Origin of the sequence: Streptomyces sp. P9-A4, from assembly GCF_036634195.1 — a bacterium.
Taxonomy (GTDB): domain Bacteria; phylum Actinomycetota; class Actinomycetes; order Streptomycetales; family Streptomycetaceae; genus Streptomyces.
Genome location: NZ_JAZIFY010000002.1, coordinates 236,045 through 250,958, shown reverse-complemented (window position 1 = coordinate 250,958; position 14,914 = coordinate 236,045). Strand labels below are relative to the sequence as shown.

Genomic DNA, 14,914 nt, shown 5'->3' with positions numbered 1-14,914 from the left:
TCGTGCGAACCGGTCAGGTGACCGTCGCCCGCTGCTGGAACGCGGCGGCCCGGTGGGCACCCGTGGACACGATGTCCCGCAGCGCGCACACGGCGTGCAGCACGTCCGCGTGCGTGACGTAGAGGGCGTTGAAGCCGAACCGCAGCAGGTCCGGGGCGCGCATGTCGCCGATGATCCCGCGCGCGGTGAGCGCGGCGACCAGCGGGTACGCCTCCGGGTGCCGCAGGGCGACCTGGCTGCCCCGGCGCCCGGGCTCGCGCGGGGTGGCCATGGTGAAGCCCATCCCGTCGAGGAGGGTGTCGGCGCACTGCTGGAAGAACCCGGTCAGCGAGAGGCTCTTGGCCCGCACGGACTCCATGTCCACACCGTCGTACGCCGTCAGCGCGGCCTCCAGGGCGACCAGCGAGAGGAGGGCCGGCGTTCCGATGCGGGCCCGGGTGATGCCCGCGGCGGGGGCGTACGTACCGGCCATGGCGAACGGCTCCGCGTGCCCGTGCCAGCCGGTGACCGGGTGATCGAAGGCCCGCTGGTGACGGTCGGCGACGTAGGCGAACGCAGGGGCCCCGGGACCGCCGGAGAGGTACTTGTAGCCGCAGCCGACCGCGAAGTCCGCCGCCACGGCGTCGAGTGCGATCGGCAGGGCGCCCGCCGCGTGGCACAGGTCCCAGTGCGCGAGGGCTCCCGCGGCGTGCGCGGCGGCGGTGAGCGCGGCCATGTCGTACAGCTCGCCGGTGCGGTAGTCCACCGGGGCGTAGGCGGCGACGGCGACGTCCGTCCCCTCGGCGGCCAGCACCGCGGCGGCCTCGCGTGCGGGCACCCGGCGGACCTCCAGGCCGAGGAGCCGCCCCACCGAGTCGGCGATGTACTGGTCGGTGGGGAAGTGGTCGGGATCGGTCAGCAGCAGCCGTCGGCCGGGGCGCATCCGGGCGGCGGCGAGCAGGGTGTTGAACAGCTGGACGCTGGTGGAGTCCCCGGCCACCACCTGCCCCGGGGCCGCGCCGATCAGCCGGCCGATGGCGTCGCCGGTCCGTACCGGGGCCTCCCACCAGCCGTTGGCGTTCCAGGAGCGGATCAGGTCGGTGCCCCACTGCCGGTGCACGGCGTCCTCGACCGCCGGGGGGACGGCGGCGGGAAGGGCGCCGAGGGAGTTGCCGTCGAGGTAGACGACTCCCTCGGGGAGGAGGAAGCGGTCGCGGACGTGGGCGAGCGGGTCGGCGGCGTCCAGCGCGGCGGCGTCGAGCATGGCGGCCTCCAGCGCGGTGGTGTCCAGTGCGGCGGCGTCGAGCGCCTCGGTGGGTGCGGCAGGCGTCGCGGTGCGGTGGGCGAAGCATGCTCCGGCGAGGTGTTCGATCGGTCTTCCGGTCGGCACGAGGTTCACTCCGTGGGTGCGAGAGAAGCGGCGGGGGAGGGGGTACGGGAGAGGGAGGCGGCGGCCAGGGCGAGGGCGGGCGCGGCGGCGTCACGGTCGCGGACGAGATCCAGCGCGATGTCCGTGAGCAGGTCCTCCTGCCCGCCGACGAGCCGCCGCCGTCCGGCCGCGACGAGCAGGTCCCGGGTGTCGACACCGTGTCGCAGGGCGGTGGCCTCCGCGTGCCTCAGGAAGCTGGAGTACACCCCGGCGTATCCCAGGGTCAGCGTCTCCCGGTCCACCCGTACGGGCCGGTCCTGCGTCGGCCGTACGAGCTCCTCCGCCGCGTCCATCAGCGGGAACAGGTCGCAGCCGTGCTCCCAGCCCATCAGGTCGAAGACGGCCACCGTCGGCTCCAGCGGCGCGTTCCCCGCGCCGGCGCCCTGGCCCGCGAGCGAGGCGTCCACGCGGTACGCGCCCGCCTCCACCGCGGTGACGCTGTTGGCCACGCCCAGGCCGAGGTTGTGGTGGGCGTGGATGCCGATCTCGGTGGCGGGGTCGAGGACGTCGCGGTACGCGCGGACCCGGTCCCGTACGCCGTCCATGGTCAGCCGGCCGCCGGAGTCCGTGACGTAGACGCAGTGCGCGCCGTACGACTCCATGAGGCGTGCCTGGGCGGCCAGTTCGGCCGGCGGGGCCATGTGGGACATCATGAGGAAGCCCGCCACGTCCATCCCCAGCTCCCGGGCCAGACCGATGTGCTGGGCGGAGATGTCCGCCTCCGTGCAGTGGGTGGCGACGCGCACGGACGTGACCCCGAGGGCGTGGGCGCGGCGCAGATCGCCCGCCGTGCCGACACCGGGCAGCAGGAGGGTGGTGAGCCTGGCCCGGTCGAGCACCTCGGCCGCCGTCTCCAGCCATTCCCAGTCGGTGTGCGCGCCGGGGCCGTAGGTGACGGAGGAGCCGGAGAGGCCGTCGCCGTGGGCGACCTCGACGGCGTCCACACCGGCGGCCTCCAGCGCGGCCGCGACGGCCCGCACCTGGTCGAGGGTGTAGCGGTGCGACACGGCGTGCATGCCGTCGCGAAGGGTGACGTCCTGGACGTAGACCGAGGTCATCGGGCCGGACTCCGTTCGGCCAGGCGCTCGGCGGTGCGCAGCGCGGCGGAGGTCATGATGTCGAGGTTTCCGGCGTAGGCCGGGAGGTAGTGGGCGGCGCCCTCCACCTCCAGGTAGACGGAGACGAGCAGCCGCCCGCCCCCGGCCAGGCGCGTGTGCGGATCACCGTCCGGCAGCGCGCGGAACTGCGGTTCCTGCTTGAGCCGGTAGCCGGGCACGTACGCGGCGACGGACGCGGCCATCGCGTGCACCGAGGCGGCCACCCGATCCGTGTCGCAGTCGTCGACGACGCAGTGCACGGTGTCGCGCATCAGCAGTGCCGGCTCCGCCGGGTTGAGGACGATGATCGCCTTGCCCCGGGCCGCGCCGCCCACCCGCTCCAGGGCGCGGGCGGTGGTCTCGGTGAACTCGTCGATGTTCGCCCGGGTGCCGGGGCCCGCCGACCGCGAGGCGATCGACGCGACGATCTCCGCGTAGTGCACCGGTGCCACCGCCGAGACGGCGGCGACGATCGGGACGGTGGCCTGGCCACCGCAGGTGACCATGTTCAGGTTGGGGGCGTCGAGGTGCTCGTCGAGATTGACGGGCGGGACGACGTACGGGCCGAGGGCCGCCGGGGTGAGGTCGACGATCCGCTTGCCGTACGGCGCGAGCGCGGCGGCGTTCCGGTGGTGGGCGGCTGCCGACGTGGCGTCGAAGACGATGCCGATGTCGTCGAAGTCGTCGAGCGCCAGCAGCCCCGCCACACCGTCCGCGCTGGTCCGCACACCGAGCCGGCGGGCCCGTGCGAGCCCCTCCGACTCCGGGTCGATGCCGATCATCGCGGCGGCGGTGACGTTCCCCGAGCCCCGGACGATCTTGATGAGGAGATCGGTGCCGATGTTGCCCGATCCGATCACGGCTGCTCTCATCGGACGGCCTCCTTCAGCAGCGGGGCGAGACCGAAGAAGCGGACGGCGTTGCCGCCGAGGACGGCCTCGGTCTCGTCCGGGGTGAGCGCGCTGTCCCGCACCAGCCGGCCGATCTCCTCCTCGCCGAGCGGGAAGGGATGGTCGGAGCCGAGCAGGACCCGCTCCGCGCCCATCACGTCCACGAGCAGGCGCAGCGCGCCGGGGTCGAAGACGGCCGAGTCGACGGAGAAGCGCCGGGTGTAGTGCGAGGGCGGGTGGGGGCTGTCGGCGCGGACGAGGTCACGGCGGTGCCACGCGTTGTCGGCCCGGCCCAGGAGGTACGGGAAGCTGCCGCCTCCGTGGGCGAACAGCAGCCGCAGCGAGGCCGGCAGACGCTCGAAGGCGCCGGACAGGATCAGCGACAGGATGGTCAGATGGGTCTCGGCGGCCATGCCCGCCAGCCAGGCCAGCATGTAACGGGAGAAACGCGGGCCGGCCGGCAGGTCCCAGGGATGGACCAGGACGGCCGCGTTCTCGTCGGCGCAGTGCGTGAGGAACTCCAGGAGCGCCCCGTGGTCGAGGTCGAGGTCGCCGAGGTGGTTGCCGATGTGGACACCGTGGAACCCCTCGCGCATCGCCTCGCTGAGCAGGGCGCAGGCGGCCTCGGTGTCCTGGAGCGGCACCTGGCACAGCGGGGCCAGCCGGTGCGGGGCGTACGCACCGTACGTGAGGAGGCGGGAGTTGACCGTACGGCACCAGTCGGTGGCGCGCCCGGACTCCAGTCCGTAACCGAAGAGCAGCGGGGTGCTGGACAGCACCTGGATGTCCACGCCGAGCCGGTCCAGGTCGGCGACGCGCTCCGCCGGGTCCCACAGGGTGCGGCGGACCGGCCGGTACTCGACGGATCCGGACATCATCATCCCGGCGTCGGGACCGTCCGTGGTCCGCAGCCAGGGGCCGTCGTCGGCGCCGGTGAGCCGCCGCGACTCGGCACGGCCGATCTCCGGGAAGACGTGGGCGTGGATGTCGACGACGGTCATGCGCCGCCCGCCTCGTCGCGACGGGTGCGCGGACGCAGCTCCTCGGGCCAGTCCCTGCCCGGGTGCACGGCGCCGCAGTTCCCGCATGCGCGCGCGGCCTCGTCGCCGTAGAAGGAGTCGAACACCGGCGGGAGGTCGTCGACGATCGAGGTGAGCTGCACCTCGCTGCGGTGCACCAGGTGGTGGCACTCGGTGCAGTACCACTCGAAGGCGTCGCGCTGACCGTGCGGCCTGGCGAACTCGACGACCAGGCCGATGCTGTCCTCCTCCGGCCGCTGCGGGGAGTGCCGCACGTGCGGCGGGAGGAGGAAGACGTCCCCCTCACGGATGTGGATGTCGCGCGGCGGGCTCCCCTCCTCGTCCATGACGCGGAGCACCATGTCGCCCTTGAGCTGGTAGAAGAACTCCTCGATCGGGTCGTCGTGGAAGTCGGTGCGGCGGTTCGGACCGCCCACGACCGTCACCATCAGCTCGGCGTCCTGCCAGATCTGGACGTTGCCGACCGGCGGCCTGAGCAGGTGGCGGTGTTCCTCGATCCAGGACTGGAGGTTGAACGGTCTCATGGTCATGGGCGCGGTTCCTTGCTCCGGGAGGGGGACACGGGGGTGTGCTGCGGGATGTGGGCGACGCCGCTGATCTCGATCAGCAGGTGCGGGTGGGGGAGCTGGTGGACGGCGACGGTGGTGCGGGCCGGACCGCCCTCGTCGAAGTACTCGCCGTAGACCTCGTTGTAGCCGCCGAAGTCGTTCATGCCGACCAGGTACGTGGTGACGGAGACCAGGTCTTCCAGGCCGCCGCCCGCCGCGGCCAGCAGACGCGCGATGTTGTCGAGCACGGCACGGGTCTGGGCACGGATGTCGAGGTCCGTGACCCCCATCGCGTCGGCGCTCGCGCCGACGAACGTGCCGTCGGGGCGCCGCGCGCTCGTACCGGAGACGAAGACCAGGTCGCCCGCACGCCGGAAGTGGGGGAATCGGCCGCGGGGCGGCGCGGCGCCGGGCACGATCACGCGCCCTCCCCGGTGGTGAACCGGACGCTGCCGAGGCCGGCGACCGTGGCCCGTACATGCGTCCCGGCCGGCAGCGGTACGGCGGCGGTCGCCGCACCGGCCAGGATCACCGTGCCGGGCTCCAGCGCACCGGCGAGCCGGGCCGCGGCGGCGAGGGCCCGCAGCGGATGCCCGAGGATCGCGGCGGTGGAACCGGCCTCGGCCAGGCGACCGTCGAGCTCCAGCAGGACACCGCGGTTGCCCAGGTCGCCCGGGGCGCTCCAGGGCCCCAGGGCGTACCCCGCGGCGGAGGTGTTGTCGGCGATCACCTCGGGAAGCGAGAACCGGAAGCCGTCGTACCGGGAGTCGATGACCTCCAGCGCGGGGGCCACGGCCGCGACCGCCGCCATGGGGTCGGCTCCGGGGCGCAGCGTGTCGCCGAGCAGGAAGGCCACCTCGGGCTCGACCCGGGGGTGGATGAGACCGGAGGCGTCGAACCGTCCACCGTCGGGAATCTCCATCCGGTCCGTCAGCCGCCCGTGGATCAGGTCGGACACGCCCATCTGCCGCATCTTGGCCACGCTGGTGAAGCCCAGCTTGAAGCCGGTCAGCCGCTCGCCGCGGGCCAGCCGCCGGGCGACCAGGGCCTCCTGGACGGCGTACGCCTCCCCGACGTCCTTCAGACCGCTTCCGCCGCCGGCCAGCGGACGGCCTTCGCACGCCGCCGAGTCGAGCGCCTCGGCCAGTGCCGTGATGCTCATCGGGTGTCTCCCTCCCGCCCGGTGCGCCCGAAGGCCGCGCGCACCGAACCGAGGCCGTCGATGCGGGCTTCGAGCACGTCACCGGGCTCGACGGTGGTCATGGGGCCGAGCGCGCCGGTGAGCACGGTGTCCCCGGCGCGCAGCGGATGGCCGAGCCGCGCGAGCGTGTCGGCCAGCCACACGGCGGCGTGCAGTGGATTCCCCAGGCAGGCGGCACCGGCCCCGGTGGATACGGGCTCACCGCGCCGCTCAAGGACCATGCCGACGGTCCGCAGATCGAGTTCCCGCAGCGGTACGGGGCGGGTGCCCAGGACGTACGCGCCGCTGGAGGCGTTGTCGGCGATCGTGTCCACGGCCGAGATGTCCCAGTCACGGATCCGGCTGCCCACCACCTCGACGGCGGGCACCGCGAACGCGGTCGCCCGGATCACGTCGGCCACGGTGTGCCGCTCATGGGTGAGGTCGTGTTCGAGAACCAGGGCGACCTCGGCCTCGGCCCGCGCCTGGAGCACCGTGCCCCAGGGGATCTCCGCGCCGTCCGGCACGGCCGTGTCGTCCGTCAGACGGCCGAAGTCCGGCGTGTCGACGCCGAGCTGGGCCTGCACGGCCGCCGAGGTCAGACCGATCTTCCAGCCGGTGACCCGGCGTCCCTCCGCGATCCGGCGCTCGCCGAGGACGGTCTGGACGGCATAGGCGGCCGCCAGGTCCCCCGAGGGCAGCAGATCACGGACGGGCTCGCAGGGAACGCCCGTCAGGCGCGCCGTGTCGAGGCGCGCCGCGGCCCTCGCCACCGCTTCGTCCACCGTGCTCACAGCTTCACGCACACATTCATCGGCTCGGAGAAGAAGTCCAGGGAGTGATCGCCGCCCTCGCGGCCGATCCCGGAGGCCTTCACGCCTCCGAAGGGGGTGCGGAGGTCGCGCAGGTTCCAGGTGTTGACCCAGGCGATTCCGACGTCGAGGGCGGGGGCGACACGGTGCGCCCGGCCGACGTCTCCCGTCCACACGGTGGCGGCCAGCCCGTACGGCCCGGCGTTCGCGTACGCCAGCGCCTCCTCCTCGGTGTCGAACGGCGCCAGATGGACGACGGGCCCGAAGATCTCCTCCCGTACCACCGGGTGGTCCTCCGGGAGCCCCGCCAGCACGGTCGGTTCCACCCAGAAGCCACCGTCCCGGTCGTCGGAGAACCGTGGCGCGCCACCTCCCGCGAGCACCTCGCCGTCGGCCGCGGCCTTGTCGAGGTAGCCCAGGACCTTGTCGCGGTGCGCTGCCGAGACCATCGGGCCGTAGCCGCTCAACGCGCGGGCACCGGCGGCCAGCGCCTCGGCGAACGCGTCGAACACCGACCGCTCCACGTACACCCGCTCGGTGCACAGACATACCTGCCCGCTGTGGGTGAACGACGAGCGGAGGGTGCCCGCCACGGCCTGCTCCAGATCCGCGTCGGCGAAGACGAGCCCGGCGTTCTTGCCGCCCAGCTCGAACGAGACGGGGGCCAGCCGCGCGGCGGCGGCGCGCATGATCGCCCCGCCCGTGCGCGACTCCCCGGTGAAGGCGATGGCGTCCACCCCGGGATGCTCGGTGAGCCACTGCCCCGCGGCGTCCGCACCACCGCCGTGGACGACGTTGAAGACGCCCGCCGGCACGTCGGCCTCCGCCATCACCTCCGCCAGCAGGCACGCCGTGCCCGGGGTCAGCTCGGAGGGCTTGGCGACGAGGGTGTTCCCCGTGGCGAGGGCGGGCGCCACCTTCCAGGTGAGCAGCAGCAGCGGCAGGTTCCACGGCGAGATCACCGCTACCACGCCCAGCGGCTTGCGCACCGTGTAGTTCAGCGCGCCACGGCCGTCCGGGGTGGCCGTGTGCCAGGACCGCTCGCCGCGACCGGCCAGGAGGTCCGCGTACGACCGGAAGTTGGCGATCGCACGCGGGATGTCGACCGTCGAGGCGAGCTCGCGGGGCTTCCCCGTGTCCGCGCACTCGGCATCGACGAACTCGTCGAAGCGCCGCTCGATGCCGTCCGCGATCCGGTGCAGCAGCCGCGAACGGTCCGCCGGGCTCCGGGATGCCCACGGGCCGCGCAGTGCCTCGCGCGCCGCGCCCACCGCACGGTCGACCAACTCCCGGGAAGCCGACGGCGCTTCGCCGACGACGATCCCACGGGCCGGATCGAAGAGCGGGAAGGGGACGCCCGACGCGTCGAACCCGCCCCCCACGTAATGCCGCACAGGTGAGCGCACCTTGCAGACCTCCGTCGCCAGGCCGGGGCCTCGGAATCGGCCCCCGGCGTGTGCCGGTATCTTGCGCCCACCGAGCCATACCGAACCAATGCCAAAAGGCGCTGGACTCATACCGATTCGGGTATGAGGGAATCCGGCGGGCCCGACGGCGGCACGGCTGGCCTGACCGGCCTGACCGGCCTGACCGGCCTGACCGTACGATCGGCCCGAGCGTCCGACCGCTCACGGAAACGGAAGGAGTCCCCGGCGATGGATCTCCTGGACGGCCGGCTGAAGTTCCGGCACCTCACCCTCCTTGTCGCGATCGTCGACCACGGCAGCGTGGGCCGGGCGGCCGAGACCCTCCACCTCACCCAGCCCGCCGCCACCCGCACCCTCCGCGAACTGGAGGGCATCGCCGACCTGCCGCTCTTCGTCCGCATGCCGCGCGGCATGCGGACGACGCTCTACGGAGAGGCACTCGCCGAGCACGCCCGCGCGGTGATCGCCGAGATGCGGCGGGCCGGGGAACACCTCACCGGGCTGCGCCAGGGCCGGGAGGGAACGGTGACCGTCGGCGCGCTCCTCGCGGGCACCAACGTGCTGCTGCCCCGTGCCGTCGCCCAGCTCAAGCGGGAACGGCCCCGGGTCACCGTCGTCGTACGGGAGGGGACACCGGACGTCCTCCATCCGGCACTGCTGGCAGGCGAACTGGACGTCATCGTCGGCCGGGTGGGACCGGCCCCCAAGGAGGGGGACGGACTGCGCCAGCGGCGGCTGTACCGGGAACGCATCCGGCTCGCCGTCCGGTCCGGCCACCCGCTCTCGGAGGCCTCCGACGTCACGCTCACGGACACCCTCGCCTTCCCGTGGATCCTCCCGGTCGAACAGACCGCCCTGCGTCAGGAGCTCGGCGCCCTCTTCGCGGACCGGGGCCTCGCCCTGCCCGCGGACCGGGTCGAGTGCACGTCGATCCTGACCATGCGGGCGCTGCTGCTCCAGACGGACATGGTCGCGCTGCTCCCCGAGCTGGTCCTGCGCGCCGACGAACACCTCGCCGCTCTGCCGGTCGAACTCCCCTCGGTGGGGCGCACGGTGGGTACCACGGAGGCGGCGCACCGCACCCGCACCCCGGCCCTGCAGGCCCTGCTGCACCACCTCGACCGCGAAGCGGCCCTGCTGCGCGAGACCCTCTGCGGGCCGCCGGAAGCCCAGGGGGTGCATCTGTCACGGCCCCTCGCGCCGAACGCATCATGTACGGACGGTTCGGCCTGAGGACCGGAGGCGGTCTGACGAGGGAGAGGCGGGCGGATGGCAGGTGACGGCGGATGGGTGGTCGCGCCCGACGGTGGTCGGCCGTACGGGCGTCCCTGCACGCACCTGGACCTCCTCGCAGGGTCCGACGCGCCACTGCCGGCCGGGCCGGCCGTCTGCCCGGAGTGTGAGGCGCGCGGCTGGACCTGGGTGCGGCTGCGGTGGTGTGCGACCTGCGGACATGTCGGGTGCTGTGACAGTTCCCGGGGCACGCACGCGTACGACCACCACGTCCTCAGCGGACATCCGGTCGTTCGCTCACTCGCTCCGGACGAGGACTGGGCCTGGTGCTTCACCGACGAGGTGTTCCTCGTTCGCCGCACCGAGAACCGGCTGGGGCAGCCAGGGCGGACGCCGCGCTAGCCGCGCTGTCGGGGAGCGGAGCGGATCGCACCGTGCCCCGTCGATTGGCCTTTCAACAACGCCGTGGTGTAGAAAGCTCCGTCGATCAATCATGATCACGTCACTGAGCTCTCTCATCCGGGGCGAGCAGCTGGCGCTGCATATCGACCGCTGCCATGCCCAGGAGATCGGAGCTCCCACCGACGACTACCCCAAGGTGGAAGAGCCCTACGGCTGCTACGGCAACGTCTACGAGGTCACGCTGAACGCCCAGGGCGAAGTGGACACGATGAAGGAGATCTGGAGCGTCTGACGACGCCCCTCGCCCCGGCCGGAGCCCAGATTCCGGCCGGGGCGTTCCGGTGTCCCCGAGAAGTAGGGAACCGATCGACATGTCTCGACGGATGGTGCCGGCCAAACCGGTTGATGGCGTCTCGGACGGAGCATCAGTCAGTACGCCGGTCCCCGACCCTGCTCAGTAGCCGTTGCCGCTCTTGGAGCTGGCCGACGGTGAAGCCGACGCAGAGGCCTCGCTGGTGACCGCGTCACCACTGGGGCTGACCACGTACCACGAATTGCCGAAGGCGCTGACATCCTGACCGTTGGTTTCTCCGGGCTTCTTGTCCTCGGCGAAGTAGTAGAGCGGGTGGCCGTTGAAGGTCACCTGGGTCGAGTTGTCCGATCGGGCGGTCGTCGCGACCAAGGACGAGGACAGCCCACTGATGTGAGGTGTCCCGGTCGTGGTCAGCGGCGGCCAAGCCTGCGCACAGGCGCCGTTGCAGGTCGAGGTCGTCCCGGTATCGGCCTTGAACAGATACAACGTCCTGCCGGAGCCGTCGACCAGGATCTGACCCAGCGGCGAACTCGCCGTCTTCACCGTGGCGGCGCTGCCGGTCGATGCGGAGGCGCTACTGCTGGCAGCGGCGGAGGCGGAGCCTGCGGTGGTCGTCGGGGTGCTGGCGCTCGGATTCGGGGTCGATGAAGACGTGGTACTGGAACTGCTGCATCCGGAGACACAGACCGCAACGGCGGCCATACCGACAGCAAGGGTGATGACACGATTCATGACAGACCTCTTGGCCCTGGGGGATGCGGTGGCACGGATCGCCGACGGCGACTCTCCGAAGCACGTTACGTACCGATGCCCGACCCGCTCCCCCAGGCGATCCGCCCCGCGGCGACCTTCACTCGTGCGGGTGACCAAGAGGCAGCAAATGCGCCCGACTGCCCTCACTGCGAGGTCCGTTGACATCGGCGTGGGAGGACAGTGATACGGCCCGGACCCAATCGGCTGGATCCTGATCACACCGAAGGGTCCGCGGGCATTCGAATTCAGAAACCTGGCACGTGGAAGCCGTCGAAGAACCACAACGCGCTTGTGTACCAGACGACAACAACAGTCACCACCAGCGTGCCGCCCGCTAGCGGCAGCATCCAGCCCGCCAATCGCCGAGAGCGGACGAACACCACCTTGGCCGCGAACGCCCCGTAGAAGAAGCATGCGGACAGGGAGTGGATCGCGGCGCGAACAGGGGTGAGCTCGACTCCGTAGGTCTGAATGCAGTGGGCGGTGATGGGGAGGGTGCCCAGAAACGCCAGTGCCCCGATCACCCGGTGCGTGCGTGGGACAGCTGCCGGAACTGTCGATTCCCTCGCGGTGCCTGGAAGTCGACGATACATCCACAGTGCGAGCACGAGCTGGACGACCGCCAGGCCGAGGATCACCGTGGCCAGCCGGGCTTTGAGTCGAACTGCGTCGGTCAGGTGCTGTCCGAACAGCCCGGCCGCATAATCCGGCGTCACGTTGCGGCCGATCAGGAACAAGGCCAGCGTCACGGCGCCGGCCAGACCCACCGCCGTGGCCAGCGTGGTGATCTGGTGGGTGTTTCGCTTCGCTTTCCCGTTCACGACGGGCCCTCCATCCAACAGTCTGTGCGCGCGGTGGCCGCCCTGAGCACGCGAACTCGGCTCGGGCGGAACTCGCCTTCTGCCTGGATGCTTTTTGACGGTAAGTCAGTTATACAACGCGAATGCGGCGCGAACCTGCAACGCGTGCCGGACCGCTTTTCAATCGGTGCGGGGCCGGAAGTCAATTGTTCTGAGGGCGACGCCGAATAGCCGACGGGCCCGACCTGTGTTGGCGGCGGCGACCTGGAGCGGTTGTTCCGGGACGCGGCCGGCCTGTCGCTCGTGCGCCTGTCGGGCGGCCGGAGCCGTCACAGTCAGCTGAGGTGGTTGACCAGGGCGGTGAATGCCGTGGGAGCGCGGGTGGCCAGCGGGACGATCCGCGGGGCCAACAAGGGGCTGGCGCGGATCCGGAGCAGCGCCTCGGTGAGCAGGCGGTGGCGTCGGGTGGTGCGTCGCCATGCCTGCTCGTACTCCTGCGGCCGGTCGGCGCGTACACAGCGCACCAGGTGTGCGGCGCCGGCGAGTGCGAGGGAGATGCCCTCGCCGGTGAGCGCGTCGATGTAGCCGGCGGCGTCACCGACAAGCAGGACCCGCCCGGCCACTCTGGCCCGGACCCGTCGGCGCATCGGTCCGGCACCGCGGACGGCGGAGGCGGCCCGAGCGGGAAGGCGGCGGAGGACCGCGGGGAACGCCGTCAGCAGTGCGTCGAACGGCATTCGCTCGCCGGTCAGGACGGCCACGCCGATCAAGTCCGGGCCCAGTGGGGTGACGTATGCCTCGCCGAGCGCGGACCAGTGCACCTCGACGCAGTCCGTCCAGGGCGCCACCGCGAAGTGCCGCCTCAGCCCGTGCCGGGGTGCTCGCGGGTCGGGGAGTTCGAGGCCCAGCTGCCGTCTGATGGGGGAGTGCAGGCCGTCCGCGGCGGCCAGGTACCGGGCGGTGAGACCGGCAGCGGTGACGCTTCGGGCGTCCTGCCGGACGGTGCCGACCTTCAGCGACAGGACCGGGATCCCGAGTTCCGCCGCTCGTCGGGAAAGCGCCGCGTGCAGAGCGGTCCGCCGCACGCCCAGGCCCGTACCGTGCCGGAAACGCCCCTCGGCGAGCCGGTGGCCGTCCAGATAGCGGATGCCGCGCAGTGGTTGCCCGGCCGCCGTGATGCCCAGCTCGGCCAGGGCACGGACGCCCCCGGGCATCAGGCCCTCGCCGCATGCCTTGTCGATCGGAGTCGGTCGCGGTTCGACGATCACCACCTCCAGTCCGGCCGTGGCGGCGTGGATCGCGGTGGCGAGACCGGCGGGTCCGCCGCCGGCGATCAGCAGGTCGATCACGCCGGCACCGGGGCGCAGCGGGTCAGGGCGGTGTTCTCGCAGCGCAGTCGGGTGGCGAGAAGCGGCAGGTTGAGCAGGGTGAAGGCGGTCGCGGTGAGCCAGGCGCTGTGGACGAGGGGCAGGGCGACCCCTTCGGCTACGACGGCGAGGTAGTTGGGATGGCTGAGCAGCCGGTAGGGCCCCCTGGTGACCAGCGGCAGGCCGGGCACCACGATGACTCGGGTGTTCCAGCGTGGCCCCAGTGTGCCGATGCACCACCAGCGCAGGGCCTGGGCGCCCAGCGCCAGGGCGAGCATGAGCCAGCCGAGGGCGGGCAGAAACGAGCGGTGGGCGAGGTGGACCTCGGCCAGGCAGCCGACCAGCAGGCCGGTGTGGAGCAGGACCATCACGGGGTAGTGGCCGCGGCCGTACTCGACGCCGCCGCGCGCCCGGCTCCAGGTGGCGTTGCGTTGCGCGACGACGAGTTCGGCGAGGCGTTCGCCGGCGACCAGGAGGATCAGCAGGGTGTAGGGGAGCACGCGGGCCTACCAGCGCAGCAGGACGAGTTCGGAGCAGAAGCCGGGCCCCATGGCGAGGAGCAGGCCAGGGCTGCCGTGCTCCGGCGGGCGCTGGGCGAGGGTGTCGCGCAGGATGTGCAGCACGGAGGCCGAGGAGAGGTTGCCGACCTCGGCCAGCGAACGTCGGGTCAGCTCAAGTGCGGCGCCGTCCAGTCCGAGTGTCTCGCGCAGGGCGTCCAGGACCTTGGGCCCGCCCGGATGGGCGACCCAGCCGGTGATGTCCGGCGGCTTCAGGTCGTGCTCGGCGAGGAAGGACCGGACGTCCTCGCCGACGTGCAGGCGGACCAGTTCGGGCAGTTCGGCGCCGAGCACGATTTTGAAGCCGGTGTCGCCGATGTCCCAGCCCAGCGCGCGTTCGGTGCCCGGGTACAGCCGGCTGCGGGTGGCCAGCACCTGCGGGCCCGCGTACTCCTGGCGGCGTGGGTGCTCACGGCCGACGGCCACCAGCGCTGCGGCGCCGTCCCCGAAGAGCGCACCGGCCACCATGTTCTGTACGGAGGTGTCGGTGCGTTGCAGGGTGAGCGAGCAGAGCTCGACCGAGAGCAGGACCGCGACCTGCTCGGGATGGCCCTGAAGGTAGTCGTGCAGCCTGGCCAGGCCGGCGGCACCTGCGACACAGCCGAGACCGAAGATCGGCACGCGCTTCACGTCCGGCCGCAGGCCCACGCGCCCGGCCAGCCGGGCCTCCAACGAGGGCGCGGCGATGCCCGTCACGGAGGTGGAGATCACCAGGTCGACGTCCTGGGCCGCCAGCCCGGCCGCCGCCAGGGCGCCGGTCAGTGCCTGCTCGGCGAGCCGCAGCCCGGCTTCGATGAACAGGTCGTTGGCCTGCCCGAAACTGCTCAGCTCCCGGTAGCGCTCCAGCGGCAGGACCAAGTGACGGGTGCCGACCGTGGAGGTGGCGTGCAGCCGCTCCAGGACACCACGCTCCGAGTCCTGTGGCAGGTACATCGCCGCCAGGGCTTCTGCGATCTCGCCCTGTTCGTACCGGTGCGACGGGAGCACCCCGTGGACAGCCGCGATTCTGGTCATCGGGCCAGAATAGGTTCGACCTGACTATTCATCACAAAATGACCGGGATTCGGCGGTTTGCTCGATCTAGCAT

At 72.1% G+C, this 14,914-nt stretch carries 17 protein-coding genes; 3 read left to right on the top strand and 14 right to left on the bottom strand.

What is annotated here, in order from left to right; translation table 11 throughout:
• Positions 1-13: 13 nt before the first annotated feature.
• The 9 genes from kynU to V4Y03_RS31815 all read right to left on the bottom strand — a co-directional run bounded on the left by kynU (position 14) and on the right by V4Y03_RS31815 (position 8,369).
• Positions 14-1,243, bottom strand: a complete 1,230-nt coding sequence (gene kynU, locus V4Y03_RS31855) for a kynureninase (RefSeq protein WP_332437765.1) — start codon at positions 1,241-1,243, stop codon at positions 14-16.
• A 131-nt stretch (positions 1,244-1,374) separates the two neighbouring features.
• Positions 1,375-2,466 carry a 4-hydroxy-2-oxovalerate aldolase gene (dmpG, locus tag V4Y03_RS31850; protein ID WP_332437485.1) on the bottom strand — a complete coding sequence of 364 codons (1,092 nt, stop codon included), beginning with the start codon at positions 2,464-2,466 and terminating at the stop codon, positions 1,375-1,377.
• Positions 2,463-3,377, bottom strand: coding sequence for an acetaldehyde dehydrogenase (acetylating) (locus V4Y03_RS31845; RefSeq protein WP_317875097.1), 915 nt, complete (start codon positions 3,375-3,377; stop codon positions 2,463-2,465). Before V4Y03_RS31845 ends, dmpG begins: the two co-directional genes overlap by 4 nt.
• Positions 3,374-4,396: an amidohydrolase family protein gene (locus V4Y03_RS31840; protein ID WP_332437483.1), complete on the bottom strand. Its 1,023-nt coding sequence runs from the start codon at positions 4,394-4,396 to the stop codon at positions 3,374-3,376. Before V4Y03_RS31840 ends, V4Y03_RS31845 begins: the two co-directional genes overlap by 4 nt.
• A complete protein-coding gene (locus tag V4Y03_RS31835) occupies positions 4,393-4,965 on the bottom strand; it encodes a 3-hydroxyanthranilate 3,4-dioxygenase (RefSeq protein ID WP_332437482.1) in 573 nt (190 codons plus the stop codon). Before V4Y03_RS31835 ends, V4Y03_RS31840 begins: the two co-directional genes overlap by 4 nt.
• The gene (locus tag V4Y03_RS31830; protein WP_332437481.1) at positions 4,962-5,405 is read right to left on the bottom strand and encodes a RidA family protein; all 444 of its coding nucleotides are present in this window, start codon (positions 5,403-5,405) and stop codon (positions 4,962-4,964) included. The genes V4Y03_RS31835 and V4Y03_RS31830 overlap by 4 nt, the downstream gene beginning before the upstream one ends.
• A complete protein-coding gene (locus V4Y03_RS31825; RefSeq protein ID WP_332437480.1) occupies positions 5,402-6,145 on the bottom strand; it encodes a 2-keto-4-pentenoate hydratase in 744 nt (247 codons plus the stop codon). The genes V4Y03_RS31830 and V4Y03_RS31825 overlap by 4 nt, the downstream gene beginning before the upstream one ends.
• Complete coding sequence (locus tag V4Y03_RS31820) at positions 6,142-6,957, bottom strand: 2-keto-4-pentenoate hydratase (protein WP_332437479.1); 816 nt, start codon at positions 6,955-6,957, stop codon at positions 6,142-6,144. The genes V4Y03_RS31825 and V4Y03_RS31820 overlap by 4 nt, the downstream gene beginning before the upstream one ends.
• Positions 6,954-8,369: a 2-hydroxymuconic semialdehyde dehydrogenase gene (locus V4Y03_RS31815; protein WP_332437478.1), complete on the bottom strand. Its 1,416-nt coding sequence runs from the start codon at positions 8,367-8,369 to the stop codon at positions 6,954-6,956. The genes V4Y03_RS31820 and V4Y03_RS31815 overlap by 4 nt, the downstream gene beginning before the upstream one ends.
• 261 nt (positions 8,370-8,630) lie before the next feature.
• Here V4Y03_RS31815 and V4Y03_RS31810 point away from each other — a divergent pair, with 261 nt between their 5' ends.
• The 3 genes from V4Y03_RS31810 (at position 8,631) to V4Y03_RS31800 (ending at position 10,329) form a co-directional block, all read left to right on the top strand.
• Positions 8,631-9,635: a LysR substrate-binding domain-containing protein gene (locus V4Y03_RS31810; protein WP_332437477.1), complete on the top strand. Its 1,005-nt coding sequence runs from the start codon at positions 8,631-8,633 to the stop codon at positions 9,633-9,635.
• A 36-nt stretch (positions 9,636-9,671) separates the two neighbouring features.
• Positions 9,672-10,037: a UBP-type zinc finger domain-containing protein gene (locus tag V4Y03_RS31805; protein ID WP_332437476.1), complete on the top strand. Its 366-nt coding sequence runs from the start codon at positions 9,672-9,674 to the stop codon at positions 10,035-10,037.
• Between the two features lie 91 nt (positions 10,038-10,128).
• Positions 10,129-10,329, top strand: a complete 201-nt coding sequence (locus V4Y03_RS31800) for a hypothetical protein (protein WP_332437475.1) — start codon at positions 10,129-10,131, stop codon at positions 10,327-10,329.
• A gap of 162 nt (positions 10,330-10,491) precedes the next feature.
• Here the strand turns inward: V4Y03_RS31800 and V4Y03_RS31795 are convergent, their stop codons facing one another.
• The 5 genes from V4Y03_RS31795 to V4Y03_RS31775 all read right to left on the bottom strand — a co-directional run bounded on the left by V4Y03_RS31795 (position 10,492) and on the right by V4Y03_RS31775 (position 14,841).
• The gene (locus tag V4Y03_RS31795) at positions 10,492-11,082 is read right to left on the bottom strand and encodes a COG4315 family predicted lipoprotein (RefSeq protein WP_332437474.1); all 591 of its coding nucleotides are present in this window, start codon (positions 11,080-11,082) and stop codon (positions 10,492-10,494) included.
• A gap of 266 nt (positions 11,083-11,348) precedes the next feature.
• Positions 11,349-11,924, bottom strand: coding sequence for a DUF6529 family protein (locus tag V4Y03_RS31790; protein WP_332437473.1), 576 nt, complete (start codon positions 11,922-11,924; stop codon positions 11,349-11,351).
• A 314-nt stretch (positions 11,925-12,238) separates the two neighbouring features.
• Positions 12,239-13,252: an NAD(P)/FAD-dependent oxidoreductase gene (locus V4Y03_RS31785; protein WP_332437472.1), complete on the bottom strand. Its 1,014-nt coding sequence runs from the start codon at positions 13,250-13,252 to the stop codon at positions 12,239-12,241.
• A complete protein-coding gene (locus V4Y03_RS31780) occupies positions 13,249-13,770 on the bottom strand; it encodes an isoprenylcysteine carboxyl methyltransferase family protein (protein WP_332437471.1) in 522 nt (173 codons plus the stop codon). The genes V4Y03_RS31785 and V4Y03_RS31780 overlap by 4 nt, the downstream gene beginning before the upstream one ends.
• 6 nt (positions 13,771-13,776) lie before the next feature.
• Positions 13,777-14,841: a type III polyketide synthase gene (locus tag V4Y03_RS31775; RefSeq protein WP_332437469.1), complete on the bottom strand. Its 1,065-nt coding sequence runs from the start codon at positions 14,839-14,841 to the stop codon at positions 13,777-13,779.
• Positions 14,842-14,914 lie beyond the last annotated feature (73 nt).

Bases quoted from the DNA above. Each gene is read 5' to 3' on its own strand.
- kynU (WP_332437765.1), bottom strand. From the start codon at position 1,243: ATGCTCGACGCCGCCGCGCTGGACGCCGCCGACCCGCTCGCCCACGTC.
- dmpG (WP_332437485.1), bottom strand. From the start codon at position 2,466: ATGACCTCGGTCTACGTCCAGGACGTCACCCTTCGCGACGGCATGCAC.
- V4Y03_RS31845 (WP_317875097.1), bottom strand. From the start codon at position 3,377: ATGAGAGCAGCCGTGATCGGATCGGGCAACATCGGCACCGATCTCCTC.
- V4Y03_RS31840 (WP_332437483.1), bottom strand. From the start codon at position 4,396: ATGACCGTCGTCGACATCCACGCCCACGTCTTCCCGGAGATCGGCCGT.
- V4Y03_RS31835 (WP_332437482.1), bottom strand. From the start codon at position 4,965: ATGACCATGAGACCGTTCAACCTCCAGTCCTGGATCGAGGAACACCGC.
- V4Y03_RS31825 (WP_332437480.1), bottom strand. From the start codon at position 6,145: ATGAGCATCACGGCACTGGCCGAGGCGCTCGACTCGGCGGCGTGCGAA.
- V4Y03_RS31810 (WP_332437477.1), top strand. From the start codon at position 8,631: ATGGATCTCCTGGACGGCCGGCTGAAGTTCCGGCACCTCACCCTCCTT.
- V4Y03_RS31805 (WP_332437476.1), top strand. From the start codon at position 9,672: ATGGCAGGTGACGGCGGATGGGTGGTCGCGCCCGACGGTGGTCGGCCG.
- V4Y03_RS31800 (WP_332437475.1), top strand. From the start codon at position 10,129: ATGATCACGTCACTGAGCTCTCTCATCCGGGGCGAGCAGCTGGCGCTG.
- V4Y03_RS31795 (WP_332437474.1), bottom strand. From the start codon at position 11,082: ATGAATCGTGTCATCACCCTTGCTGTCGGTATGGCCGCCGTTGCGGTC.
- V4Y03_RS31775 (WP_332437469.1), bottom strand. From the start codon at position 14,841: ATGACCAGAATCGCGGCTGTCCACGGGGTGCTCCCGTCGCACCGGTAC.